Source organism: Bhargavaea massiliensis, assembly GCF_050480245.1.
GTDB lineage: Bacteria > Bacillota > Bacilli > Bacillales > Anoxybacillaceae > Anoxybacillus.
This window is the reverse complement of sequence record NZ_JBCNEQ010000063.1, coordinates 96,919-120,849: the sequence shown is the minus strand read 5'-3', so window position 1 is coordinate 120,849 and position 23,931 is coordinate 96,919. Positions and strand designations below refer to the sequence as shown.

The window sequence follows — 23,931 nt, the reverse complement described above, 5'->3', positions numbered from 1 at the left end:
TGAAAAATTTTTCAAATGTAAAGAGCAACGATGCGAAAAAGAGGAGCATTTTGCCCCTCCTTTCTTAAAATTGCATTAATGTTAAAATGTCGTATCCTTTCAATCTTTCGCGACCTTCTAAATACGTCAATTCAATTAAAAATGCAATACCTGCGACAACGCCACCGAGCTGTTCAACGAGCTTAATCGTCGCTTCAATTGTGCCGCCTGTCGCTAATAAATCATCTGTAATAAGGACGCGTTGCCCCGGCTTAATCGCGTCTTTATGCATCGTTAATACGTCCTTGCCGTATTCTAAACCGTATTCCACGCGAATGACTTCGCGAGGCAGTTTGCCTTCTTTACGAACCGGCACAAATCCGACGCCAAGCGCGTAAGCAACCGGGCAGCCGATAATAAATCCACGCGCCTCAGGTCCAACGACAACATCAATTTTCTTTTCACGCGCGTAGTTGACAATTTGATCCGTCGCGTATTTATATACTTCCCCTTTGTCCATAATCGTTGTAATATCTTTAAATTGAATACCTGGTTTTGGAAAGTCAGGAACGATCGTGACGTATTGTTTTAAATCCATTGACATTTTCCCCCTCATACAATGAATCGAACCAACGTTTTAGCTGGGAATAGGATGAGTATAAAAACATATGTTCAAGCTCTGCCTGCGCTTGTTTCAGCCGATAAGACGGCGATTCCGTTAAATCTCGTTTTTGTACATGACGAGCTAAAGAAACGATCCCATTTTCGACTGTAATAAAGCCGAGCTCTGCAAACACTTGAATCATAAATAAAATCGTTTCTTTTGTCCATCCGCGCGAGCGAGCTAAGTCGTCAGCGTAACGCTGCACATCAAATGGGCTACGCTTATACAAAAAGGAATACAGCCACTTAAAATGTTCGCGCGTTGGCAACACGCTGAAGAAGTGACTCTCCCTCTGATAGAATAACGCATAAATGCGTTCAGGTAAACTACAACTTAATAAAACTTTAACGATTTGCTGTGACGGAGGCAAATCAAGCAGAACGACATACTTTCCGCCAACATGAACTTTTGCTTCTTGTTCGCTTTGTACATATACAATTTCATCAGCATATGCGGACAATTGCAATGCATCTATTGTATCGCGACGGAATGCAATGAACAGCCGCTTTTCTTTCGGCAATGATGCAAGCCATTTACTCGGCTGGTGAATATGGCGCATATCAAATAGTTGCCATTCATTCACTGCTAAATCTTGAATCATTAATTGCGGTTTTCGAAAGTTATTCCATTCGTTAATGGTTAACTCGCCGACAATTGAAAGACGAACGTTCGGGGCAATTTCATCGCCAATACTGCCAAACCCAAATCCGATCGCTTCTAACGTTTTCCCATCTTCAGCTAACAGCAATTTCAAATGATTTTGATCCGTTCCAATTTTTCGCAACGTATCTAGTTGTATATTTTGAAAAAGAACACGCGGTTTCGGATTTCCCATTCCAAACGGCGCAAGCCGATTCATTTGGTCAATGAGCTCAAGCGAAACGTCCGAGATCGAACAGCACAAATCGACATGCGTTACCGGGATAAAATGTTCAGCTGTTAATTGTTGCTTCGCTGCTTCGTTTAGGCGATCACGCAATTCATCTACATCGTAAAAAGATAGCGTCATGCCGGCAGCCATCGGATGCCCACCGAAATGCGGTAAAATATCGCGGCAATTTGACAAATTGGCAAATAAATCGAACCCTTCTATGCTTCGTGCCGATCCTTTCGCAATTCCTTTTTCATGATCAATGCTCAAAACGATCGTCGGACGATAAAAACGTTCAACTAATCGGGAAGCGACAATACCTATGACGCCGACGTTCCATCCTTCTTTTGCCACAACGAGCACCCGATCGTTCGCATAATGCTGCTCAACAAGTTGAATCGCTTCTTCCGTTATATCGTTCACAAGCTGTTGACGCTCTCTGTTCATCGCATCAATTTGTTCAGCTAACATGTCCGCTTCATGTATATCTGTCGTTAACAACAGTTGAACAGCTGGGTCAGCGCAATCGAGTCGTCCAGCGGCATTAATGCGCGGACCGATCATAAACGCAATCGTGTCTTCTGTTACCGCCGTATGAGATACACCACATCGTTTACAAAGCGCTTGTAAACCAAGACGATTCGTTTGTCGGAATTGTTCAATGCCTAGCCGTGCAAGCAAATGATTTTCATCTTGAAGCGGAACGAGATCGGCAATCGTCCCGATCGCGACAACATCAAGCCATTCGTACGGCACGCGCCCGATGAGCGCATGAGCAAGTTTAAACGCTACACCAACGCCGGCTAAATGTTTAAACGGATAATTCGGGCTTATTTTCGGGTGGATCGTTGCGTATGCTTCAGGCAACATCGGGCCAGGCTCGTGATGGTCTGTAATAATTAAGTCGATGCCGAGCTGTTTGGCGACGTTTGCTTCATGTAAAGCAGAAATGCCTGTATCGACCGTAATAATTAATGAGACTCCTTGCTCTTTTGCAAGTCGAAATGCTTGTTCATTCGGACCGTATCCTTCTGAAAAACGATTCGGAATGTAGTAGGAAACGTTCGCTCCTTTTTCCCGTAAGACACTAACCATTACGACTGTACTGCTTACCCCGTCAGCATCATAATCGCCGAAAACGAGAATATGCTCACCGTTTGTAATCGCTTTCTCTATTCGATCAACCGCCTTTTCCATATCGTTTAACAAAAAAGGCGAGTGAAACGATTGCTTTCGCTCAAAAAAAGAACGAGCGGCCTCAACGGTATGGTAGCCGCGGCTGACAAGCAATGAAGCAACAGGCGGAGCTATATGTAACGCTTGCGCAATCATTTGCACTTGTTGATCGTTTACTTGTTGGATATTCCAGCGGGTTTTCGGTGCTAACATATCATTCACCCCTCAACCCTTTCATTATACAAAACAATGGGCTGATGGACAATTTATTGTTCGTGATATGGATTGACATGCACCATTACATTACGCACTTGTGGAAACGACAATAACTTTTGTTTCACTTTTTTCCCGATCTCATGACCTTCTGAAACGGTTAAATGTGGAGATACAGCAATTTTTAAATCGACAACAACGTAATGGCCGTGCTGGCGTGCATAAAGTGAGTCAATGCGCTTTACTTCTGGAAATGAAAGGACAGCTTCACGTAAGCGTACCGTTTCCTCTTCATGCCACACGTGGTCAAGCGCATGATGGATTGACTCTGTCCCTAACGTCCACGCCATTTTTAAAACGAGAAGCGAAACGAACAGTCCTGCAACGGGATCTGCATAAACGAGCCATGGTGCATGTAATGTTTCACCTAACATCGCGGCAACAATGCCAATGCATGCAGCAATCGAAGAAAAAACATCCGAACGATGCTCGTACGCATTAACGATAATCGCATCGCTTTTAATTTTTTTTCCTAAAGCGTACTTATAACGAAACATCGCTTCTTTCACAACAATCGATAAAATAACGACATATACCGCAATCATTTTCGGCGGTTCAATCGGTTGAAAAAGCGAAGAAAAGGAAGACATTCCAATTTCTATTCCAACGAGAAAAAGCAACACTGCAACAATAATGGCCGCAATCGACTCTGCTTTTCCATGCCCATACGGATGATCATCATCTGGTGGCTGTTTGGCCGCGCGCAAACCAATCCACACGGCAAGCGACCCTGCTACATCGGAAGCGGAATGCACCGCATCAGCCATTAGTGCTTTACTATTGGCAATCATTCCGAACCAACCTTTTATGACTGCAAGCACAATGTTACCGAAAACACCAACCATCGCGGCAAATTGAGCTTGTTGAAAGCGCGTTTGTTCGTCCACTCCATTCGCTCCTTTCTCTTTTGTTTTTATTGTATCCTATTGAAGCCACAAAAAAACGTCGCGACATGCGCCACGACGTTTATACTTCCGGTTCTGCTTCCCATTTTTCGCGTTTTTGCGTTCCTGTTTTCAATTGTTTTGCCTTCCACACAACCCATAGTTGTGAAGCAATAAATAGCGAAGAGTAAACACCACAAACAAGCCCGACTAATAAAGCTAAATTGAAATTGCGGATCGAATCGCTTCCGAAAATCAAAAGCGCAATAACGGTAAAAATAACAGTTAATACCGTATTAATGGAACGAGTAAATGTTTGTTGCAATGCTTTGTTCACGATATCTCTTAAATCATCGACTGTTTTCACTTTTCGTTTTTTCATGATATGGCGAATACGGTCAAATGTAACGATCGTATCGTTAATCGAATAACCAATAATCGTTAACACCGCAGCAATAAACGTTAAGTCGACTTCTAAACGAGTTAAACTGAAGAAAGCAACGACCAGAAAAGCGTCATGCAATAGCGCAATAATAGCGGCAAGCGCCATATACATTTCAAAGCGAACAGTTACATAAATGATAATGCCAACAGAAGCAATTAAAACAGCGATAAATGCATTGCGCGCTAATTCTTTCCCGACTGTCGGCGACACTACGCTTACGTTCGGTTCTACCCCGTACTGTTGTTTAAAGTGTGATTTCAACTGTGAAATTTCTTTTTGATCCAGTACGCCGAGAAAACGAACGATCGCCATGTTGTTATTATTTCCTGACAGCACGACATCTTTTGGTTCTAAATGTAATTTACTTAATTCGTCCTTTACTTCTTCAATTGTAAGCGGCTTTTTGCTCATTAAATCGACGCGCGTCCCGCTTGAAAAGTCAATACCTAAATTTAATTTTGCTGTCAACAGTAATACGATTCCAATGATAGTAAGTGCTCCTGAAATAGTGAAAAATAGTTTGCTTCGTTTTACAAAATCAAGCCGTTCAAACTTTGTTGGCACGTCTGTGTCATCTGTCACTTTCGCAATATCTAATATATCTTTCGGATTGACACCAAAATAGTGCGGTCTTTTATCGAATAGGCGGCTTTTCACAAGCAAGCCAAGCAGTACACGCGTACCGTATATTGCGGTAATAAAGCTCGCTAAAATGCTAATGATCAGCATCGTCGCAAATCCTTTAACAGAGCTCGTCCCATATACAAATAACACGACACCCGCAATAATCGTTGTAATGTTAGCATCAAGAATGGTTCCAAAAGATCCTCGATTTCCGATGCGATACGCCGACATTAACGACTTTCCAAGCTTTAATTCATCTTTAATTCGCTCGTATGTAATGATGTTAGCATCGACTGCCATGCCGACGCCGAGAATAAGAGCGGCAATCCCTGGCAATGTCAGTACACCGTTCATCCAGTCAAAAATGAGCAAAATGAGATAAATGTATATGCTTAGCGTGATTACTGCCACAATTCCTGGCAAGCGATAAAAAACAATCATAAATATGAAGATGAGCGCAACGCCAATAATTCCTGCTAAAATGGTTTCTTGTAGCGCTTGTTCACCAAACTGTGCACCTACAGAAGTTGAATAAATTTCTTTTAGTTCAACCGGAAGTGCGCCTGCATTTAATAAGTCCGCTAGCTGTTTTGCCTCTTCGACCGTAAAATTACCGACGATCGACACGTCCGTTTGGTTAAACACTTCATTGACTTCTGCGGCCGAAATAAATTTCGGATGCTCTTTCCCTACTTCTTTGGCGTATGAGTCAACGCCTTCTTGAAAATCAAGCCAAATAACGAGCACGTTGTTTGGCGCCATGCTTAATACTTTTTCTGTCACTTGTTTAAATTTATTTGCATCTTTTAGCGTAATTGCCACGCTTGGCTTCCCTTTATCATCAAATGTCTGTTTCGCGCCCCCTTCAACGAGGTCGCTTCCGTCCATTAACACGTTATCATGCACGTCACGAAACGTTAATTTTGCTTCCGTCGATAAAATTTCACGCGCTTTATTTTGGTCTTTCACACCTGCTAACTGAACGCGAATACGATTGTTTCCTTCGATATCAATGCGCGGTTCGCTCACTCCGAGCACGTTAATGCGTTTATTTAGCGCACTCACTGTGCTGAGCAATACATCTTTCGTAATTTTTTCTCCTTCTTTTGTCGGCTTCACTTCGTATAAAATTTCGAAACCACCTTGCAAGTCTAGGCCGAGCTTAATATTTTTCACAATTTTCTCTGCTGTTAATCCCATCATGCCGCCTAGTAAAACGACAAGAAGGAAAAAAGCAATGATGCGACTACGTTTTACCATATAAATCCCCCTCTATTCTGGCAGCTGCCAGAATTTTTACCAACAAAACAAATTATGAATGACAGTACACTTTCTGTCAATTTCCAACTGAACAATTAAAACAATTGTTCTAATTCCGAAAGCCCTTCCTCGGTAAACCAGCGATCGTGTTTTTGTTCTTTTGTGACAATATATGCCATATAGTCGCTTGCCCGCAATGATAAAACGTCGTTGACAAGCTCAAATAATCGCTTTTCTTCTTTGTTCTTTTTCCATTTTTTCATCATTAAACAGTTCCATACATCTTCAATCGTCGCTTGTTTATAACCGAGCAACTTCAACTCATCTACTTTACACTGTAAAGCAGGCATTAATTGTTCCCGATTCATATTCATCTCCCCCATTTTGTCATGCTTGGCCAACATGTGCATATATTTCATTGTATAAAAGATGACCGCATTTGAGAAGGTAGGGAGGAACATGTCCAAATTTTTGAAAGGAACGATCATTTTAATTGTTGCGGGATTGTTGACGCGCATACTCGGCTTTATTAATCGCATCGTCGTTGCTCGTCTCATCGGTGAAGAAGGCGTAGGTTTATATATGATGGCGGTGCCGACGCTTGCACTTGCGATTACCATTACTCAGTTCGGCCTCCCTGTCGCCATTTCGAAACTTGTCGCTGAAGCGGAAGCAGTTGGCGACAAACGAAAGGTGAAAAAAATATTAGTCGTATCGTTATCGATTACGATTATTTTAAGTGCAATCTTTTTTCCGTCCTTACTTGCGATCGCGCCAATTCTTGCCGAAACGCTGTTTACAGATGCACGTGTGTATTATCCACTCGTCGCAATTGCCCCTGTCGTCCCGATTGTCGCTGTATCTTCTGTTTTGCGTGGATATTTTCAAGGAAAGCAGCAGATGAAACCGTACGCATATTCTCAACTGCTTGAACAAGCTGTACGCATTACGCTTATCGCTGCTTTTACAACCGCTTTTTTGCCGTACGGCATCGAATATGCAGCAGCAGGGGCGATGGTTTCTTCGGTCGTTGGTGAGTTTGTATCGCTCGTTTATTTATTTATTACATTTAAACGAAAAAAGCCCATTCGCATTCGGTACCGTTTTTTTTCATACGTGAAAGAAGGAAAAGATACGTTTGTTTCATTGATGCGCATCGCTGTCCCAACTCTCGGAAGTCGGATGATTGGATCGATCGCCTGGTTTTTTGAACCGATCGTTGTAGCACAAAGTTTAGCGCTTGCTGGAATAACTACAGTCCATGCAACAAAACAATACGGAGAACTGACAGGATATGCGCTACCGCTTTTAATGCTTCCATCATTTATTACTTATGCGCTCGCCACTTCGCTCGTTCCCGCCATTAGCGAAGCGGCTGCTCAAAGGCAACATCGCCTCATCGAGTATCGCTTACATCAAGCAATACGATTGTCGCTTTTAACAGGCGGATTATCTATTGCGGTATTATACGTGTTAGCGGAAGAGATGATGCAACTCATGTATGGAGCAAACCAATCGGCTATCTTTGTCAAAGTTATGGCACCGTTTTTTATCTTTTATTACTTGCAAGGACCGTTGCAAGCCGTTTTACAAGCGCTCGACTTGGCAAAAGAGGCGATGACCAATAGCTTCATCGGAGCAATAATAAAAACAGCGCTCATTTTTTGTCTTGCTTCCCAACCGTCGCTCGGCATTATGGGAGCTGCGCTAGCGATTACTGTCGGCATTATGGTTGTGACATTGTTACACGCTGCTACGATCGTTAAAGCGATTTCACTTTCTTTGTATGTGAGACAATATGCCGCTCATTTGATTGTCATCGTTTCCGTCGCAACAATTGGACATGTGCTCGTTCCGCTTTTGCCTTTTTCATCGCTTATCAAAACGATTGTCGCAATCATCATCATGACGGCCATATATATCGTTCTTGCGCGATTGTTCCGTTTAATTCAAAAAGATGAATTTCGTCAGCTATTCCGCTAATTATTCATCTTTTTCGTCAATATAAAATGTTCCGTTTTCATATGTACAATACGAAATGTAATCGATTCGTTCATATCCGCGCTTCTTCAGTTGCTCGATTAACCAGTCGCACGTTTGATTGATAAGCGCTAAATGCTCTTCTTGAATGACACCGTCTTTAATAAGCGGCAACGCTAAAGACGGTGTTTTCTTTTTTTCTTTTGTAAATACAGACAGTTTGCCGGATGGCTCTAAAATCGCAAATTCAACATCAGCAATGTTTTTAATATTTTTTTCACGCAATTGAATAAGCAAATCATCAAAGTTGTATCGTTGTTTCCGCATCGCTTTTTCATCAATTTTTCCGTTGTTAATAATGACTGTCGGTGACCCGTCAACGAGACGGCGAAATGTTTCGCTTTTTAAAGAAAAAAAAGCAAATGCGATTTGAGCGATCGTCAATACAATCATCGGAACAAGCGTGTGGAAAATCGGATCTTTCGGCTGTTCAATCGCAATGACCGCCATTTCGCCGATCATAATAAAAACAACTAAATCTAAAATGCTTAACTCACCGATCTCCCGTTTGCCCATGAGCCGAAAAATAAATAAAATGACGACATACAACAATAACGTTCGTACAATAATCGTTACGTACTCCACATCTCTTCCTCCTCATTTGTTGCTACGTTTTTATTCTAAACAATTGGACAATCGAATATGTTTGTACTAAATGTAGGAAGGAGGGTTACAGATGATTCGCGCTATTTTTCATGGGGTCATAGCGATTTTTACAAGCGCCATCATATGTAGTTTTATCTTTGCTCTTTTGTTGAAGCTAACCAACTATGACGAAACATCGTTGCGATGGGTTATGCATGGTCTCGCATTTTTGTCGCTGTTTTTCGGGGGATTTATTGCCGGGGCAAAAGGAAAAGCACGAGGCTGGATGCTTGGCGGGGCGACAAGCGCCATTTTTACAACGATCATTTTTTTATTTCAATTTCTCGGAATGGATCAAACGTTTTCAGGCGAACAATGGGGATACCATACCGGCTTTCTCATCACAGCTATGATCGGGGGCATGTTCGGTGTCAATGTGGCGACATCACAGTCGCGAAGCGCATAAAAATAAGACAGGCGACAACCTGTCTTATTTTTCATTGACGACTTCACGAATCGCTGAACGATCGTACGTAAGACGTGAACCGTCACCAGTGCGAATGACGACCGTATGTTCATCAAGCGAATCAATCATGCCGTGCAATCCGCCAATCGTGATGACTTTGTCTCCTTTTTGCAAGTTCGCCTGCATTTGTTGAATCGCCTTTTGGCGCTTTTGTTGCGGGCGGATCAGCAAAAAGTAAAAAATCGCAAAAAATAAAATAAGCGGCAGTAAGCTTGCTAAAGTTTCCATATTTTCACCCCTTTCTAAAAGTTTTTCGCATTCGGCTTATTAAAGCCGTATTGTTCAAAAAACTGCTCGCGGAAATCGCCAAGGCGATCTTCGCGAATGGCTTGTCGAACTCGCTCCATTAATTTTATCAAAAAGTAGACATTATGGTAAGATGTAAGGCGAATACCAAACGTTTCATCACATTTAATTAAATGGCGAATGTACGCACGCGTATAATTGCGGCACGTGTAACAATCGCAGTTCGGATCAAGCGGCGTAAAATCGCGCGCGTATTTCGCGTTTTTAATGACGACACGACCTTCGCTTGTCATGACTGTTCCATTGCGTCCGATTCGTGTCGGTAACACACAATCAAACATGTCAATACCGCGAATCGCTCCATCAATTAGAGAATCTGGAGAGCCAACGCCCATTAAATACCGCGGCTTATTAGCTGGCAGTAACGGCGTTGTAAATTCTAATACGCGATTCATCACCTCTTTTGGTTCGCCAACAGACAAGCCACCGACCGCATATCCTGGGAAATCAAGCGATACTAAATCTTGGGCGCTTTGTTTGCGCAAATCTTCAAACTCGCCACCTTGCACAATACCGAATAAGCCTTGCTCATTTGGACGTTGATGTGCCTTTAGGCATCTCTCTGCCCAACGGCTCGTCCGTTCAACAGATCGTCTCATATACTCATGCGTAGCCGGATACGGTGGACATTCATCGAACGCCATCATAATATCAGAGCCGAGCGCATTTTGAATTTCCATCGCCTTTTCTGGCGATAAAAATAGTTTATCGCCATTTAAATGGTTGCGGAAATATACTCCCTCTTCTTCAATGCGGCGAAACTCACTTAAACTAAATACTTGAAATCCACCAGAGTCCGTTAAAATACCGCGATCCCAATTCATAAAAGAATGGAGCCCGCCTGCTTCTTTGACGATCTCATGGCCTGGTCGAAGCCATAAATGATACGTGTTGCTTAAAATGACGCCAGCTCCCATTTCTTTTAATTCCTCCGGAGAAAGCGTCTTTACCGTCGCAAGTGTACCGACAGGCATAAACATCGGCGTTTCAAACGAGCCGTGCGGCGTATGAAGCATACCGAGACGCGCGCCTGTTTGTTTACATGTTTTAATGAGCTCGTATCGGATTGGTGTCACGTATAGTCCCCTTTCTCAACTTATATAATGAGCATTGCATCGCCAAAGCTAAAAAACCGATAACGCTCTTTTACTGCTTCTTCATAAGCGCGCAACACATGCTCTCGACCTGCTAGCGCACTAACGAGCATAATGAGCGTCGACTTTGGCAAATGGAAATTTGTAATCATGCCGTCAATTGCACGAAACGTATAACCCGGATAAATAAAAATGTCCGTCCAACCGCTTTCAGCGACAAACGTTCCATCGTGACGGGATGCAATCGTCTCAAGCGTACGTGTTGAAGTCGTCCCAACAGCGATAATACGTCCGCCTTGCGCTTTCACATCGTTCAGCAATTGCGCAGTTTGTTCTGACATTTGATAAAACTCTGCATGCATATCATGTTCTTCAATGTTTTCTACGTTGACCGGGCGAAACGTCCCTAATCCAACGTGCAACGTAATAAAGGCAAGATGCACTCCTTTTTTTCGCACATCATCGAGAAGTTGTTCCGTAAAATGTAAGCCAGCCGTTGGCGCCGCAGCCGATCCAGCTTCACGTGCATAAACGGTTTGATAACGTTCTCGATCATCAAGCTGTGCTTTAATATACGGAGGGAGCGGCATTTCACCGAGCGATTCAAGCACTTCAAGAAAAATGCCATCATACGAAAATGAAAGAATGCGCCCCCCATTCTCAAGCTCAGCAACACACTCCGCACGTAAACGACCGTCACCAAATGAAATTGTTGTTCCTACTTTCACACGCTTCGCTGGTTTGACAAGCGTTTCCCATTGATCGCCATCCATCTGCTTTAATAAAAGCACTTCGATGTGCGCTCCTGTTTCTTCTTTTTCTCCATACAGACGGGCTGGCAATACGCGCGTATCATTTAAAACGAGACAATCCCCTTCTTTTAGGTACGATAAAATCGAACGAAACGTCGGTTCATGCGTCACTTTGCCTGTTTGCTTATCTAACACCATTAAGCGCGATGCTTCCCGATTTGGAAGCGGGGTTTGGGCAATAAGTTCTTCTGGCAAATAAAAATCAAATAAGTCTACTTTCATGCATACGTTCCTCTCCTTCATTGCAATTACTACATTAACGAAAACGACCAATCACATAAAAAATAAGCGATAAAACGACACTTAAAATGATTGATGTCATAATCGGAAAATAAAATGTTGCATTTTCTTTTTTAATGACAATATCCCCTGGCAAACGCCCAAGTTTAATAAATTGCATCAAAAAACCAACGACAATAAAAATGACACCGATGAGCATAATTGTTTTTGGCAGGTTCATCATTGTGGCACCTCCAAACCGAAATAGTTGTATGCAAGCGGTGTAACGATTCGCCCGCGCGATGTTCGTTGTAAAAAGCCGATTTGTAGCAAATATGGCTCATACACGTCTTCAATCGTTTGTGCCTCTTCCCCAATCGTTGCCGCAATCGTTTCTAATCCGACTGGGCCACCGCGGAATCTTTCCATCATGCTTTTTAATAGTTTATGGTCAAGATGGTCTAATCCTAAACGATCGACTTGCAATTGTTCAAGCGCCTCATTTGCTATGGCAAACGTAATGGTTCCATCGCCGCATACTTGAGCAAAATCCCGTACGCGCCGCAACAATCGGTTCGCAATGCGCGGTGTTCCTCGTGAACGACGAGCAATTTCAAATGCCGCTTCTTCTTCGATTTGTACTGCAAAAATGTGCGCCGTTCGCTTTACAATATGAGCGAGCTCTTCAGCAGTATAATATTCTAAGCGACTTAATACTCCAAAGCGATCGCGAAGCGGAGCAGAGAGTGCTCCTGATCTTGTCGTCGCTCCGACAAGCGTAAACGGCGGTAAATCGAGGCGAACTGAACGAGCAGCAGGTCCTTTGCCGATGACGATATCTAAACAAAAGTCTTCCATTGCAGGATATAACACTTCTTCCACCGCTCGCGGCAGACGATGAATTTCATCAATAAATAATACATCACCAGGTTCAAGCGTCGTTAAAATCGCAGCTAAGTCCCCTGGCCGCTCAATTGCCGGTCCTGCTGTCGTTCGCAATTGAACACCCATTTCATTTGCGATAATGGCAGCAAGCGTCGTTTTTCCAAGCCCCGGGGGCCCATACAGTAACACATGATCAAGCGTCTCTCCGCGCATTTTCGCTGCTTCAATAAATACGGTTAAGTTTTCCTTTACTTTTTGTTGCCCGATATATTCACGCAACTGTTTTGGGCGAAGACTGTATTCAAGCGATGCATCTTCATAATCAGCTGCGCTTGAAATGAGACGCTCCTCCATCAAGCATCCTCCCTTACTTCAATAGTTTTTGTAAAGCGAGCTTAATATATCCTTCCGTCGATAATCGTTCTTGTTTTAAAATCGGCACGACCTTTTGAATTTCTTTTTCTGCATAACCGAGCGCCTTTAACGCTTCAATCGCTTCAGCAAGCGAGCTCATATCTTCGACTGGCTCTGTAAATAAATTCGGAAAAACATCTGGAACGATGACGTGCAGTTTTCCTTTTAAATCTAAAATCATTTGCCGCGCTGTTTTTTTTCCTACCCCCGGAAATTTACATAAAAACTGATCGTCTTCCGCTTCAATCGCTTCCACAAGTTGCTCAAGCTGACCAGCAGCTAAAATCGCAAGCGCCCCTTTTGGTCCGATGCCTGATACTTGCAATAGTTTAGCAAACAATGCGCGCTCTTGGCGAGTATGAAACCCATAAAGTGCAAGCACATCTTCACGAACGTATTGATATGTATAAACAATAGTTTGTTGTTTATTGATTTGGAACGAAAACGGATTTGGAGTGAAAATTTGATACCCTATTCCGTTATTTTCAACGACAATATATTCCGGACAAACGTAATCGACATACCCACGAATAAATTCAATCAACGCCCTATCCTCCTTTTCTCACGCCTTACATTTTAGCATAATACGAAAAAAAAGTCCGCTTTCATTGGCGGACTTATTTCCCGAATGGCTTATACGCTTCGATGACGCGTTCATAATTTCTTTTTGAACGAACGGAAATGCCTTTTTTCAGCTTTTCACGTTCGTGACTTTCGAGTTTTTTCACATCAATTTGAAAAAACGATTGGATGACACGCGAAGACTCACCAGGTTTCCTTTCAAAAATCGATAGCGTTCCATCTTTTGTAAGACCAAAATATCCTGCTTTCGTTAGTGGAGATAAATCGTCTACATATCGTTGAAAAACGATTTGTTCATCATCCATGTCGATGAGATACCAATCTTTATATTCGTTCCATATATCTTTCATCGACGTCACCGTTTCTTCGCGTATTTCCTCGCTCACCTCTCCATCCATATATACCGTTTCTAAAATGACCGTCATCTGTACAGAGGATGAGCTCTGTGCAAAAAATAAACTAAGCAACAGTGTCAGTACAATCTTCATCGTTCTCACCTCATTCATATGTTGACCATTTTCTCCAAAAATAAACGGTCTTGCCATCGCAAGACCGTTTATTCTAACATCGATTCATCTAAGTTGTGATAAATTTCTTGAACATCATCGTCATCTTCAAGCATATCAATAAGTTTTAACATTTTTGTTAAATCATCGCCCGTTAATGTAGTGTACGTTTGCGGAATCATGGTAATTTCAGCTGTTGCGAACGTAAATCCTTGGGCAGCTAACGTATTTTTTACTTGTTCGAACTGTTCTGGAGACGTGTAAATTTCGAACGAATCTTCCGTCGTCTCCATTTCATCTGCACCTGCTTCGATTGCTTGTAACAACATCTCATCTTCGTCCATATTTAAACCTTCACGCGCAATGACAATGAGTCCTTTGCGATCGAATAAATACGAAACGCAGCCCGTTTCGCCTAAGTTTCCCCCATTTTTCGAAAACGCCACGCGGACGTTCGAGGCGGTACGATTTTTATTATCCGTTAGGCAAATAACCATGACCGCTACGCCGCCAGGTCCATATCCTTCGTAACGAATTTCTTCGTAATGTGTATGCTCTTGATTGCCTGTTGCTTTTTTAATCGCACGCTCAATATTTTCATTCGGCATGTTGGCCGATTTTGCTTTCTCAATCGCAAGACGCAACGTGGCGTTTGTCGCAGGATCGCCTCCGCCCATTTTCGCCGCCACATAAATTTCTTTTGCAAGCTTCATAAACACTTTTCCACGTTTCGCATCTTGCGCATTTTTGCGACGTTGAATATTTTTCCACTTGGAATGTCCTGCCATTTGGATCCCCTCTCATATGTGAAAAATGTCCATAAAAAACTATAACAAAAATAAACGAAAAAGAACAGGGGGGAGCCCCCTGTCCTTTTAGCCACGATTCATAAATGGCCGTTCAATCATATCACCTGCATCGTTAAATATATCGCGAATATCGCGCTCTAATTGATCCATCGGACCACCATCGCGAATATCATTATCGAGCGTACGAATGCGGTTGTACATGCTTTCGTTTGCAACGATGCGAACCGTTTTTCCTTCTGTGTACGGAGCGATTGCCTGACGAACAAGACGTTCAATGCGCGTAGTATTTTCTTCGTTCGTCGTCACCGCAACGATTACGCGATTGCCTGTGACGACTGCCCGCGCATCTTTCACATCTTCTACAGCTGCTGCACGCTTAGCAATTTGTTCAGCTAACGCCCCATTATAGTTACGGTAGTACGATGGGCGCGTACGTTCATCCATCGCATTTAAATGGCCGTGATAGTTGCGATCCGCTCGGCTAAAATGACGATCGACTTGCGGAGTTCGCGTGCGATCTATGCCGCGATCGAATATTTCTGTAATTGGTCCATCGTTATCGCGCACGTGACGAATGTTTCCGTTTAAACGTTCTGTGCCGTAACGTCCGTACTGAAAACCATTCATATCATTTTCGTTTGAATAATATCCAATCGGGCGTGTGCGGTCGGTATAGCGTGTATCGAACGCTTGGTTATTACAAGCAACTAGCCCACTGAGTGCGATGACTGCACCGAGAGCGACGATTCGTTTCCGCAAAGGAAAAACCCCCTTTTCGCTTTCGTAGACGATACGTCTACATCATTAGCTTGACGCAAAAAAGGGGTTTTATCGCTGTTAAAATTTTGGCGGGGCAATTGCTAATTGCCGTTTATGGTGAGAGCGTTCATGAAGCCGCTCAATAATTGCTCGATCGCGCTCTGGAATCGATTCGCCTTTTAAATATTTGTCAATCATTTCATATGTCGTACCCATTTCGTTTTCGTCTGTTTGTCCTTCCCAAAGACCTGCGCTTGGCGCTTTTGTAATAATTTCTTCAGGCACACCGAGAATACGTGCCATTTCGCGTACTTCACCTTTTGTAAAATGAACGAGCGGCACTAAATCGACGCCACCATCTCCGTATTTTGTAAAATATCCTGTATGCCATTCAGCCGCATTGTCCGTTCCAACAACAAGATAGCCGTAATTGTTTGCAACTGCATACAACGTCGTCATACGCAAGCGTGCGCGCGTATTCGCATCGCCAAGGCGAGCTGCTTGTTCGTTCCATTGTCCTTTTGCCTTTAGTTGTTTTTCAATTTCGCTAAATAATACGCGATGCGTTTCTGTTAAGTCAATAATGTGGTAGTCGATTCCACAGCTTGCAACAACTTTTAACGCATCTTCTTTATCTTTCGGATTGCTTTTACATGGCATAATTAATCCTAATGAATCGTTAGGAAACGCTCGTTTAATTAAATGCGCAACAACCGCGGAGTCGATGCCGCCGCTGATGCCGACGATTGCCCCGTTCATTCCTGCTTCTTGCACTCGCTCACGAAGCCATGCAATTAATTTTTCAATTTTTTGCTCCATGTATGTACATCCTTCCTTTACAACATGATCATGTTCATTTTATCACACAAAAAACAAAAAGAAAAAGAGGCGACATCATTGCCCCTCTTCTTCCTCACGATAAGGAACAGAAAAATATGGATTTACACCGTATGGCTGTCCTGGCCATCCTTGCTGCCACCCATATGGACCGTATGGCACTGCTTGTTGCGGCATATACATCGGTTGCTGTGCCATTGGCATATTTTCACCATATGGCATTTGTGGTGGATACATTTGACTCGGGTACGGTGCTTGTTGTGGCTGTTGCGAATATTCGTTCATGCCGCTTGGCATTTGTGGCATATATGGCGTCGGTTGCGATTCACCGCATCCGCAATCATCAGGATTCGTCGTTCCTTGTGGATATGCCCATGGCATGACAGAATACATCGGTGGAATCCACGGGTAAAAACCGTATCCCGGCATAATTGGCGAAACTGGGATGCATGGCATCGGCACTGGCAACGGCATCGGAACAGGCTGCGGTTGTACTGGTTGCTGTGGTTGCTCCTCCATAATTGGCGCTTGGGTTGGCGGAATTGGTGGAATATCTGGGAACGGCGGCATTTGCATATCCTCGTCAGGTTCCATCATATTTGGCATAATGTTCGGCGGCTTTGGTGGCAAAAGCGGCATATCTTGTTTTGGTTCCTCTTTCTTTGCCGGCTCGTTCATAATTGGAATTTCTTTCGCAATCGGCTGAATGTTTACCGGTTGTTGTTCGTCAGGTTCCATCATATTTGGCATAATGTTCGGCGGCTTTGGTGGCAAAAGCGGCATATCTTGTTTTGGTTCTTCTTTCTTTGCCGGCTCGTTCATAATTGGAATTTCTTTCGCAATCGGCTGAATGTTTACCGGTTGTTGTAATTGTTGCTCCTTTTTGTTTACATGAATATCGACATCGAAAGAAACAGTTTGTTGTTGAACGTTTTGTGTTTCTTTTTTTACAGGTTTCACTGGTGCAGTCGGCGTTGGTACTTTAATTTTCATGCCAGGCATAATGTAGTCTGGATCGCTTAAATGGGCATTCATTTTTTTTAGCTCTTCGAAATTAACCCCATATTTTTGCGCAATTTTCCAAAGTGTGTCTCCTTTTTGGACAATATGAATTTTCACGTGTTTCCCCCTCCTATGATCAGACGTGACGTGTATGTCATGTTCAGCTTGTCGCTATTAGGCTTCAACATAACTTATGAACAGAAAACAATTTTTATGATAAAAATAAAAAGACCGGCAAAAAAATGCCGATCCGTTTATGCGTGCGCTAACATGCGCTCAAGCGCTAACATTGCCCCTTCTGCTATATCTTTTGGCACAGTAATGCGATTGACAACGTCCCCCTCAAGTAACGACTCAAGCACCCAAAGCAAATGTGGTAAATCAATGCGATTCATCGTTAAACATGGACACATATATGGGTTTAACGAAATAATTTCTTTATCTGGATGTTGCCGAATAATGCGGTTAACTAAATTCATTTCTGTCCCGATTGCCCACTTGCTTCCTGAAGGTGCATTGGCAATCGTTTCGATAATATATTTTGTCGAACCTGCATCATCCGCCTGTTGCACAACTTCCCAACTACACTCAGGATGGACGATAATTTTCATATCCGGCTTCGTTTTTCGAATATGCTCAATATGTTTCACGGTAAAGTTTTCATGAACAGAACAATGTCCTTTCCATAAAATTACTTTAATCTGTTGAACATCTCCATCGTATTCAAGCGTATTTGTTGTTGGATCCCATACAGCCATTTGTTCAAGCGGAACACCGAGATCGTAAGCTGTATTTCTTCCTAAATGTTGATCAGGCAAAAAGAAAATGCGTTCTTTTTGCGTAAACGCCCAAGCGACCATTTTTTTCGCGTTTGAGGATGTCACCGTTGCTCCACCATGTAAACCGACAAACGCTTTAATCGCAGCTGTAGAGTTGACGTACGTTAACGGTAAAATGGTATCCCCAAATTGTTGTTGTAATATTGGCCATGCTCGCTCAACTTGTTCAATTTCCGCCATATCCGCCATCGAACAGCCTGCACGCATATCTGGTAAAATGACGATTTGTTCATCACTCGTTAAAATATCCGCTGTTTCTGCCATAAAATGCACACCACAAAACACAATGTACTCCGCCTCTTTATTTTTTGCAGCCACTTGCGCCAATTGCAATGAGTCGCCCGTCGCATCTGCAAATTGAATAACTTCATCTTTTTGATAATGGTGTCCAGGAATAAATAAACGTGCACCAAGCTGTTGTTTTATGTGGGCCACTCGCTTTTCCATCTCTTCGACAGACAACTGTTTATACGTCTCTGGCATCGTATCATGTTGTTGCATCAATTGTAATACGTTCATCGTTCATTCCTCCTACTGCACGTTTAAACTAATGTCTAACGCTTTTGCCGAATGCGTCAACATCCCTAACGAAATGTAGTCAACCCCTGTATCCCGATATTGTGCAATGTTTTCAAGCGTAATTCCGCCTGAAGCTTCCGTAATGATCGACGATGGGACGAGTTGGACAAATTCGCGAATTTCTTCAGGCGTACGGTTATCAAACATAATAACATCGACGCCCGCTTCAACCGCATCGATTACTTGCTGTCTCGTTTCCGTTTCAACTTCAATTTTCACCATATGACCAAGTTGCGAACGGACGCGTTCTACCGCTTGTTTAATCGAACCGCAAAATGCAATATGATTGTCTTTAATCATCACCCCATCATATAAACCGAAACGGTGATTGTATCCGCCGCCGCACTTGACCGCATATTTTTCCAACATCCGAAGCCCTGGCGTCGTTTTCCTTGTATCACAAATGCGCGTATGATTGCTGTTTAGTGCCCGGACCGCTTTGTTTGTCAACGTAGCAATACCGCTCATCCGCTGAAGTAAATTTAAAATGACACGCTCCCCTGATAAAAGCGGAATCATTGGACCGGAAACGACGGCAATCGGTTCCCCCTTTTTCACACGTTCTCCATCTCGTTTATGTAATTGACATGCGATCGATGAGTGTAATAACTGATACCCGATTTCAATGATCGATACACCTGCGATAATGCCATCTTCTTTGGCAACAAATATCGCCCTTCCTTCATCCATCGGAGAAAAAATAGTTTCGCTCGTAATATCTCGCTCTCCAATATCTTCTAAAAAAAACTGTTTGAGTAGTTCTTTTAACTTTAACTCATTCAACAGAACCCCTCCTTCGTGAAATGCTCTGCTTTCGTGCGAACGATGCGCCGTTTTTTCCAATACTCGCGTTCAAACGGTTGATCGCTTCGATAATGAGCCCCTCGGCTTTCTCTTCTTTGCAAAGCGGAAGTTGTGATAAGCCAGCCGATGATCAACATGTACATGATCGTCCGTTTTTCATCATCATGCTCAGATGCCATGTTGACAAGCTTATGAATGGAATATTGTTCAAACCATTGTTTCGCTTGAAGCAATTGATCATAATCGCGCACAATGCCAACATATTGCGTCATCGTTTGCTGAATTTGTTCTTTCGTCGGCAGTGAAATGCGTTCGTTGCTTTCTTTTTTTTCGCTTTTTTCCATCACAGAGCGTCGCTCCATTTTTTGTAATAAGCGAAAAGCAACTCTCCTACTAAACACGAGCGCTTCAAGCAATGAGTTGCTCGCCAAACGATTTGCACCATGTACACCTGTACATGCGGCTTCCCCAACTGCATACAATCCCGGTAACGTCGTTTCTCCATGCACATTCACAACGATTCCACCCATTAAAAAATGAGCTCCTGGAACAACAGGAATAAGACCGTTACGCCAATCAATCTGATAGCGCTCACAAAGAGATGTGATCGTCGGAAAGCGAGATGGAAAGTGTGGGACCATAGAAATATTTAAAAATACGCGATGACCGTTTTTGATTTCATTGTCAATCGCTCGAGATACAATGTCGCGTGGAGCTAAATCTTTTTGTGGATGCACACCGTCCATAACGCGCCGCCCATCATCAGTCACTAAAATGGCCCCTTCACCGCGCACCGCTTCAGAAATAAGGCCAACGGCTTTTCCGTCCACATAAAGCATCGTCGGATGAAATTGCACAAATTCCATATCCGTAACAGCTGCACCTGCGCGATATGCCATCGCAATTCCATCGCCTGTTGCCGTTTGCGCATTAGATGTAAATGTATACAATTGTCCAACTCCGCCTGTCGCAATTACTGTTGCGTCCGCCATATACGTTCCTTTTTTCGTTTGCACCCCAACGCAACGTCCATCGTAAACAATCAAGTCCATGACAGGGTCATGTTCAATAAACGTCACACGATTAGAAAGTTTCTCAAATAAAAAGGACACCATATTTTTTCCTGTCGCATCGCCTCCAGCATGTAAAATGCGCTTCATGCGATGTGCGCCTTCTCGACCGAAAAGCAACTGACCACGTTCATCGGCATCAAATGAAAAACCGAGATTCATAAAATGTTGAAGCGCTTCTCGTCCTTCTTGAACTAAAATGCGTACCGCCTCATCATCATTATGCTCACACCCTGCAATGAGCGTATCTTCATAATGAAATAACCAATGATCGTCACGATGAATGGCCGCAGCGACTCCCCCTTGCGCAAGCCAAGAATTGCTCGTTTCTTTATTCGACTTCGTGAAAATGATCACATTTTTATGCTCACATAAATGGTAGGCAACCATTAATGCTGCAAGGCCGCTACCAATAATAATCACATCCGCTTTACGCATGGATGTTCCTCCATTTCATACTGTCTTGACACCTATATTGACATATATTTAAACTGATGACAAGACTTTTGTTTTGGGAAGTAGGTGAACGAGATGATTTATTTAGATTACGCGGCAACAACACCTATGAGTGAGGAAGCTTTAGCAGTGTATGTCGAAAGTGCGAAAAAATATTTTGGAAACGCAAGTAGCCTTCACGATATTGGAACAGCTGCCAACGAGTTGCTGACGATTTGTCGCAAACAAATTGCTCAACAGATTGGCGGCGAGGAGAAAGGAGTATATTTTACAAGCGGGGGAACAGAATCAAACGTTCTTGCTATTCGCTCGCTTGCTTACGCCCATCGTCATAAAGGGAGACATATTATTACATCAAGCGTTGAACACGCTTCCGTTCACGCTGTATGCGCGCAACTTGAGCAAGAAGGGTTTACCGTTACGTACGTGCCCGTTGATCGCTTCGGGCAAGTTAATGTTGAAGCGCTTGAACGGGCGTTGACAAATGAAACGATTCTCGTTTCGATTCAGCATGCCAATTCTGAAATCGGCACAATTCAACCGCTAAAACAAATTGGTGAATTGTTAAAGAAAAAACAAATTGTGTTTCATAGCGATTGTGTACAAACTTTTGGTAAAATACCGATAGATGTGAAACAGCTTCACCTCGATAGCATATCGATTGCTAGCCATAAAATTTATGGTCCAAAAGGGGTCGGCGCTGTTTACATGAACCCGCGCGTATCTTGGCATATGTGGCTACCAAACACAACACATGAAGGCGGATTTCGACCTGGAACCGTAAACGTCCCTGGCATTGCTTCTTTTACAACCGCGGCGCTCGAAGCCGAAAAAAAGCGAGAAACGGTTCAAAAAAAGATGAATGAATTACGTCGTTATTTTCTTGAACAAATTGCTCAAAAGCAATTGCCAATGACCGTTTTCGAGCATCCGACAGCTCAATTGCCGCAAATTGTTGGCTGTCTCGTTCACGGTTTTGAAGGACAATATGTAATGTTGCACTGCAATCGCCACGGTATTGCGATTTCTACAGGGAGTGCATGCCAAGTCGGAAAGCAAGCACCGTCCAAGACGATGATCGCCATCGGCAAAGAAGAGGATGAAGCGAAACAATTCATTCGTCTTTCATTTGGTGCGCATACAACAAAAAGCGACGTAGAAACGGTTGTTTCCGTACTTGAACAGCTTCAAAAAGAAAGGATGTAAACATGAAAAAAGAGAGAAAACTATTAGGGGAAGAACGACGAGCACTCATTTTACAATGGCTAAAAGAAGCGAAACGCCCGATGACAGGAACAGAGTTGGCTAATAAAACGAACGTAAGTCGCCAAGTCATCGTTCAAGATATGTCACTCCTGAAGGCAAAAAACGAACCAATTATCGCAACAAGCCAAGGATATTTATATTTAGCGCCTTCTTCTGCCCATATGTATACGCGCGTCATCGCTTGCTGCCATACACCAGAACAAACGAAAGACGAGCTGTATACACTTGTCGATCATGGCGTTACGGTTAAAGATGTAAAAATTGAACACCCTGTATACGGCGACTTAACAGCATCCATTATGGTCAGCAATCGGTTAGAGGTCGATGAATTCATTCAAAAAATTAACGAGACGAAGTCCGCCTATTTATCCCAGCTCACAGATGGTGTCCATTTGCACACGCTAGAAGCAGATTCCATCGAAAAGCTAGACGAAGCATGTGCAGCATTAAAACAGGCAGGATTTTTGATCGAATAAAAAACATCCCTTTTACACGAGGGATGTTTTTTTCACCGTACAATACGGATAACTGCCTAATATTTGCACAGTACAACCGAGTGCTTCAAGCTCTGCAATCGCTCCGGGAATTAAAACATCGTCCATCTTTTGGTCGATATCGATGATAAAAAAGTAGTTGCCAAGCCCTGTTTTCGCTGGTCGGGATTCAATTTTCGTCAAGTTGAGCTTTCGCCATGCAAACGCCGATAACACTTGATGAAGCGCTCCTGCTTGATCTTTCGGCAACATAACCATTAACGTCGTTTTAAACCCGTCTTCTCGATTTTTTATCGGCAATTGACAACGTTCGCGATGTAAAATGATGAAGCGCGTATGGTTGTAGTCGTAATCATGAATGTTTTCCTTGGCAATTGCTAAACCGTATTGTTTGGCAGCTAGACGATTGCCAATCGCAGCGATTTTTTCTTCTGGATGTTCGCTGACATATTTTGCTGCTGCGCTTGTTGATGTGACATATTCGTACGTCGCCTGTTTTAAATGGCGATGTAAAAACTTATGGCATTGAGCAATCGCATGTGAGTGTGAATAAATACGTTCAACATGCATCCAATGCTCCGATTGAGATGGATGAATGAGCAAATGTTGCTCGATAGGGGCTACAATTTCCCCAACAATCGGTAAATTGCATTCATGAATTAAATAATCAATCGTCAAGTTCACAGACCCTTCGAGTGCGTTTTCAAGCGGAACGACAGCGAAATCTACTTCACCGTCACGCACAGCGTCCATACATTGTGGAATCGTATGATACGGAACGCCCGCCACATGAGGAAAAACCGCCTCAACAGCCGCATGCGTAAACGTCCCTTTTGGTCCTAAATATCCTATTTTCACAGCTCTTCTCCTC

General features: G+C 43.1%; 25 protein-coding genes. 4 read left to right on the top strand and 21 right to left on the bottom strand.

All coding sequences use genetic code 11. The features are described 5' to 3' along the window. Positions 1-64 precede the first annotated feature (64 nt). From ABEV15_RS12110 to ABEV15_RS12090, 5 genes are all read right to left on the bottom strand, one after another. On the bottom strand, positions 65-577 hold the full coding sequence (locus ABEV15_RS12110; RefSeq protein WP_429632221.1) for an adenine phosphoribosyltransferase: 513 nt from the start codon (positions 575-577) through the stop codon (positions 65-67). Then, positions 543-2,903, bottom strand: a complete 2,361-nt coding sequence (gene recJ, locus ABEV15_RS12105) for a single-stranded-DNA-specific exonuclease RecJ (protein WP_498853350.1) — start codon at positions 2,901-2,903, stop codon at positions 543-545. Before recJ ends, ABEV15_RS12110 begins: the two co-directional genes overlap by 35 nt. Positions 2,904-2,956: 53 nt before the next feature. Then, positions 2,957-3,850 (bottom strand): cation diffusion facilitator family transporter, encoded by an 894-nt coding sequence (locus ABEV15_RS12100; protein ID WP_498853349.1) that lies wholly within the window; start codon positions 3,848-3,850, stop codon positions 2,957-2,959. A 79-nt stretch (positions 3,851-3,929) separates the two neighbouring features. Continuing rightward, a complete protein-coding gene (gene secDF / locus ABEV15_RS12095) occupies positions 3,930-6,176 on the bottom strand; it encodes a protein translocase subunit SecDF (RefSeq protein WP_498853348.1) in 2,247 nt (748 codons plus the stop codon). A gap of 95 nt (positions 6,177-6,271) precedes the next feature. Continuing rightward, the gene (locus ABEV15_RS12090) at positions 6,272-6,544 is read right to left on the bottom strand and encodes a post-transcriptional regulator (RefSeq protein ID WP_429632229.1); all 273 of its coding nucleotides are present in this window, start codon (positions 6,542-6,544) and stop codon (positions 6,272-6,274) included. Between the two features lie 91 nt (positions 6,545-6,635). Between ABEV15_RS12090 and spoVB the strand changes: the two genes are divergently transcribed. Then, positions 6,636-8,159, top strand: a complete 1,524-nt coding sequence (spoVB, locus tag ABEV15_RS12085) for a stage V sporulation protein B (RefSeq protein WP_429632230.1) — start codon at positions 6,636-6,638, stop codon at positions 8,157-8,159. Here spoVB and ABEV15_RS12080 read toward each other — a convergent pair whose 3' ends face one another. Continuing rightward, positions 8,160-8,801: a DUF421 domain-containing protein gene (locus tag ABEV15_RS12080; protein WP_429632232.1), complete on the bottom strand. Its 642-nt coding sequence runs from the start codon at positions 8,799-8,801 to the stop codon at positions 8,160-8,162. Positions 8,802-8,892: 91 nt separating this feature from the next. On the opposite strand from ABEV15_RS12080, the gene ABEV15_RS12075 reads away from it, so the two are divergent. Then, a complete protein-coding gene (locus ABEV15_RS12075; protein ID WP_429632234.1) occupies positions 8,893-9,267 on the top strand; it encodes a TIGR04086 family membrane protein in 375 nt (124 codons plus the stop codon). A 24-nt stretch (positions 9,268-9,291) separates the two neighbouring features. Here ABEV15_RS12075 and yajC read toward each other — a convergent pair whose 3' ends face one another. The 14 genes from yajC to nadB form a co-directional block, all read right to left on the bottom strand. Further along, a complete protein-coding gene (yajC, locus tag ABEV15_RS12070) occupies positions 9,292-9,555 on the bottom strand; it encodes a preprotein translocase subunit YajC (protein ID WP_429632236.1) in 264 nt (87 codons plus the stop codon). A gap of 14 nt (positions 9,556-9,569) precedes the next feature. Then, a complete protein-coding gene (gene tgt, locus ABEV15_RS12065; RefSeq protein ID WP_498853347.1) occupies positions 9,570-10,709 on the bottom strand; it encodes a tRNA guanosine(34) transglycosylase Tgt in 1,140 nt (379 codons plus the stop codon). 20 nt (positions 10,710-10,729) lie between these two features. Beyond that, positions 10,730-11,761, bottom strand: coding sequence for a tRNA preQ1(34) S-adenosylmethionine ribosyltransferase-isomerase QueA (queA, locus tag ABEV15_RS12060; protein WP_429632240.1), 1,032 nt, complete (start codon positions 11,759-11,761; stop codon positions 10,730-10,732). A gap of 34 nt (positions 11,762-11,795) precedes the next feature. Further along, positions 11,796-12,002, bottom strand: coding sequence for a DUF2905 domain-containing protein (locus tag ABEV15_RS12055; protein WP_429632242.1), 207 nt, complete (start codon positions 12,000-12,002; stop codon positions 11,796-11,798). Continuing rightward, the gene (gene ruvB / locus ABEV15_RS12050; RefSeq protein ID WP_498853346.1) at positions 11,999-12,997 is read right to left on the bottom strand and encodes a Holliday junction branch migration DNA helicase RuvB; all 999 of its coding nucleotides are present in this window, start codon (positions 12,995-12,997) and stop codon (positions 11,999-12,001) included. The genes ABEV15_RS12055 and ruvB overlap by 4 nt, the downstream gene beginning before the upstream one ends. 13 nt (positions 12,998-13,010) lie before the next feature. Next, positions 13,011-13,601 (bottom strand): Holliday junction branch migration protein RuvA, encoded by a 591-nt coding sequence (ruvA, locus tag ABEV15_RS12045; protein WP_429632246.1) that lies wholly within the window; start codon positions 13,599-13,601, stop codon positions 13,011-13,013. A 73-nt stretch (positions 13,602-13,674) separates the two neighbouring features. After that, positions 13,675-14,145 carry a BofC C-terminal domain-containing protein gene (locus tag ABEV15_RS12040; protein ID WP_498853366.1) on the bottom strand — a complete coding sequence of 157 codons (471 nt, stop codon included), beginning with the start codon at positions 14,143-14,145 and terminating at the stop codon, positions 13,675-13,677. A 50-nt stretch (positions 14,146-14,195) separates the two neighbouring features. After that, complete coding sequence (locus ABEV15_RS12035) at positions 14,196-14,933, bottom strand: YebC/PmpR family DNA-binding transcriptional regulator (protein WP_429632616.1); 738 nt, start codon at positions 14,931-14,933, stop codon at positions 14,196-14,198. Between the two features lie 87 nt (positions 14,934-15,020). Then, positions 15,021-15,713, bottom strand: coding sequence for a YhcN/YlaJ family sporulation lipoprotein (locus tag ABEV15_RS12030; protein WP_498853345.1), 693 nt, complete (start codon positions 15,711-15,713; stop codon positions 15,021-15,023). 78 nt (positions 15,714-15,791) lie between these two features. After that, on the bottom strand, positions 15,792-16,532 hold the full coding sequence (gene nadE / locus ABEV15_RS12025) for an NAD(+) synthase (protein ID WP_498853344.1): 741 nt from the start codon (positions 16,530-16,532) through the stop codon (positions 15,792-15,794). A 75-nt stretch (positions 16,533-16,607) separates the two neighbouring features. Further along, the gene (locus ABEV15_RS12020; protein ID WP_498853343.1) at positions 16,608-17,669 is read right to left on the bottom strand and encodes a LysM peptidoglycan-binding domain-containing protein; all 1,062 of its coding nucleotides are present in this window, start codon (positions 17,667-17,669) and stop codon (positions 16,608-16,610) included. A 137-nt stretch (positions 17,670-17,806) separates the two neighbouring features. After that, positions 17,807-18,910, bottom strand: a complete 1,104-nt coding sequence (gene nadA, locus ABEV15_RS12015) for a quinolinate synthase NadA (RefSeq protein WP_498853342.1) — start codon at positions 18,908-18,910, stop codon at positions 17,807-17,809. Between the two features lie 12 nt (positions 18,911-18,922). Continuing rightward, positions 18,923-19,753, bottom strand: coding sequence for a carboxylating nicotinate-nucleotide diphosphorylase (gene nadC, locus ABEV15_RS12010; protein ID WP_429632606.1), 831 nt, complete (start codon positions 19,751-19,753; stop codon positions 18,923-18,925). Beyond that, complete coding sequence (gene nadB, locus ABEV15_RS12005; protein WP_498853341.1) at positions 19,750-21,282, bottom strand: L-aspartate oxidase; 1,533 nt, start codon at positions 21,280-21,282, stop codon at positions 19,750-19,752. Before nadB ends, nadC begins: the two co-directional genes overlap by 4 nt. A gap of 93 nt (positions 21,283-21,375) precedes the next feature. Between nadB and ABEV15_RS12000 the strand changes: the two genes are divergently transcribed. Together ABEV15_RS12000 and ABEV15_RS11995 are read left to right on the top strand one after the other, a co-directional pair. Beyond that, positions 21,376-22,506, top strand: a complete 1,131-nt coding sequence (locus ABEV15_RS12000) for an IscS subfamily cysteine desulfurase (protein WP_498853340.1) — start codon at positions 21,376-21,378, stop codon at positions 22,504-22,506. Between the two features lie 2 nt (positions 22,507-22,508). Next, positions 22,509-23,042, top strand: coding sequence for a transcription repressor NadR (locus ABEV15_RS11995; protein ID WP_429632600.1), 534 nt, complete (start codon positions 22,509-22,511; stop codon positions 23,040-23,042). 12 nt (positions 23,043-23,054) lie between these two features. Here ABEV15_RS11995 and pheA read toward each other — a convergent pair whose 3' ends face one another. Beyond that, positions 23,055-23,918 carry a prephenate dehydratase gene (pheA, locus tag ABEV15_RS11990; protein ID WP_498853339.1) on the bottom strand — a complete coding sequence of 288 codons (864 nt, stop codon included), beginning with the start codon at positions 23,916-23,918 and terminating at the stop codon, positions 23,055-23,057. Positions 23,919-23,931 lie beyond the last annotated feature (13 nt).

Coding starts and splice junctions, on each gene's coding strand:
- ABEV15_RS12110 (WP_429632221.1), bottom strand. CDS start 577: ATGGATTTAAAACAATACGTCACGATCGTTCCTGACTTTCCAAAACCA.
- recJ (WP_498853350.1), bottom strand. CDS start 2,903: ATGTTAGCACCGAAAACCCGCTGGAATATCCAACAAGTAAACGATCAA.
- secDF (WP_498853348.1), bottom strand. CDS start 6,176: ATGGTAAAACGTAGTCGCATCATTGCTTTTTTCCTTCTTGTCGTTTTA.
- ABEV15_RS12090 (WP_429632229.1), bottom strand. CDS start 6,544: ATGAATCGGGAACAATTAATGCCTGCTTTACAGTGTAAAGTAGATGAG.
- spoVB (WP_429632230.1), top strand. CDS start 6,636: ATGTCCAAATTTTTGAAAGGAACGATCATTTTAATTGTTGCGGGATTG.
- ABEV15_RS12075 (WP_429632234.1), top strand. CDS start 8,893: ATGATTCGCGCTATTTTTCATGGGGTCATAGCGATTTTTACAAGCGCC.
- yajC (WP_429632236.1), bottom strand. CDS start 9,555: ATGGAAACTTTAGCAAGCTTACTGCCGCTTATTTTATTTTTTGCGATT.
- queA (WP_429632240.1), bottom strand. CDS start 11,761: ATGAAAGTAGACTTATTTGATTTTTATTTGCCAGAAGAACTTATTGCC.
- ABEV15_RS12055 (WP_429632242.1), bottom strand. CDS start 12,002: ATGATGAACCTGCCAAAAACAATTATGCTCATCGGTGTCATTTTTATT.
- ruvB (WP_498853346.1), bottom strand. CDS start 12,997: ATGGAGGAGCGTCTCATTTCAAGCGCAGCTGATTATGAAGATGCATCG.
- ABEV15_RS12040 (WP_498853366.1), bottom strand. CDS start 14,145: ATGAATGAGGTGAGAACGATGAAGATTGTACTGACACTGTTGCTTAGT.
- ABEV15_RS12035 (WP_429632616.1), bottom strand. CDS start 14,933: ATGGCAGGACATTCCAAGTGGAAAAATATTCAACGTCGCAAAAATGCG.
- nadE (WP_498853344.1), bottom strand. CDS start 16,532: ATGGAGCAAAAAATTGAAAAATTAATTGCATGGCTTCGTGAGCGAGTG.
- nadA (WP_498853342.1), bottom strand. CDS start 18,910: ATGAACGTATTACAATTGATGCAACAACATGATACGATGCCAGAGACG.
- nadB (WP_498853341.1), bottom strand. CDS start 21,282: ATGCGTAAAGCGGATGTGATTATTATTGGTAGCGGCCTTGCAGCATTA.
- ABEV15_RS12000 (WP_498853340.1), top strand. CDS start 21,376: ATGATTTATTTAGATTACGCGGCAACAACACCTATGAGTGAGGAAGCT.
- ABEV15_RS11995 (WP_429632600.1), top strand. CDS start 22,509: ATGAAAAAAGAGAGAAAACTATTAGGGGAAGAACGACGAGCACTCATT.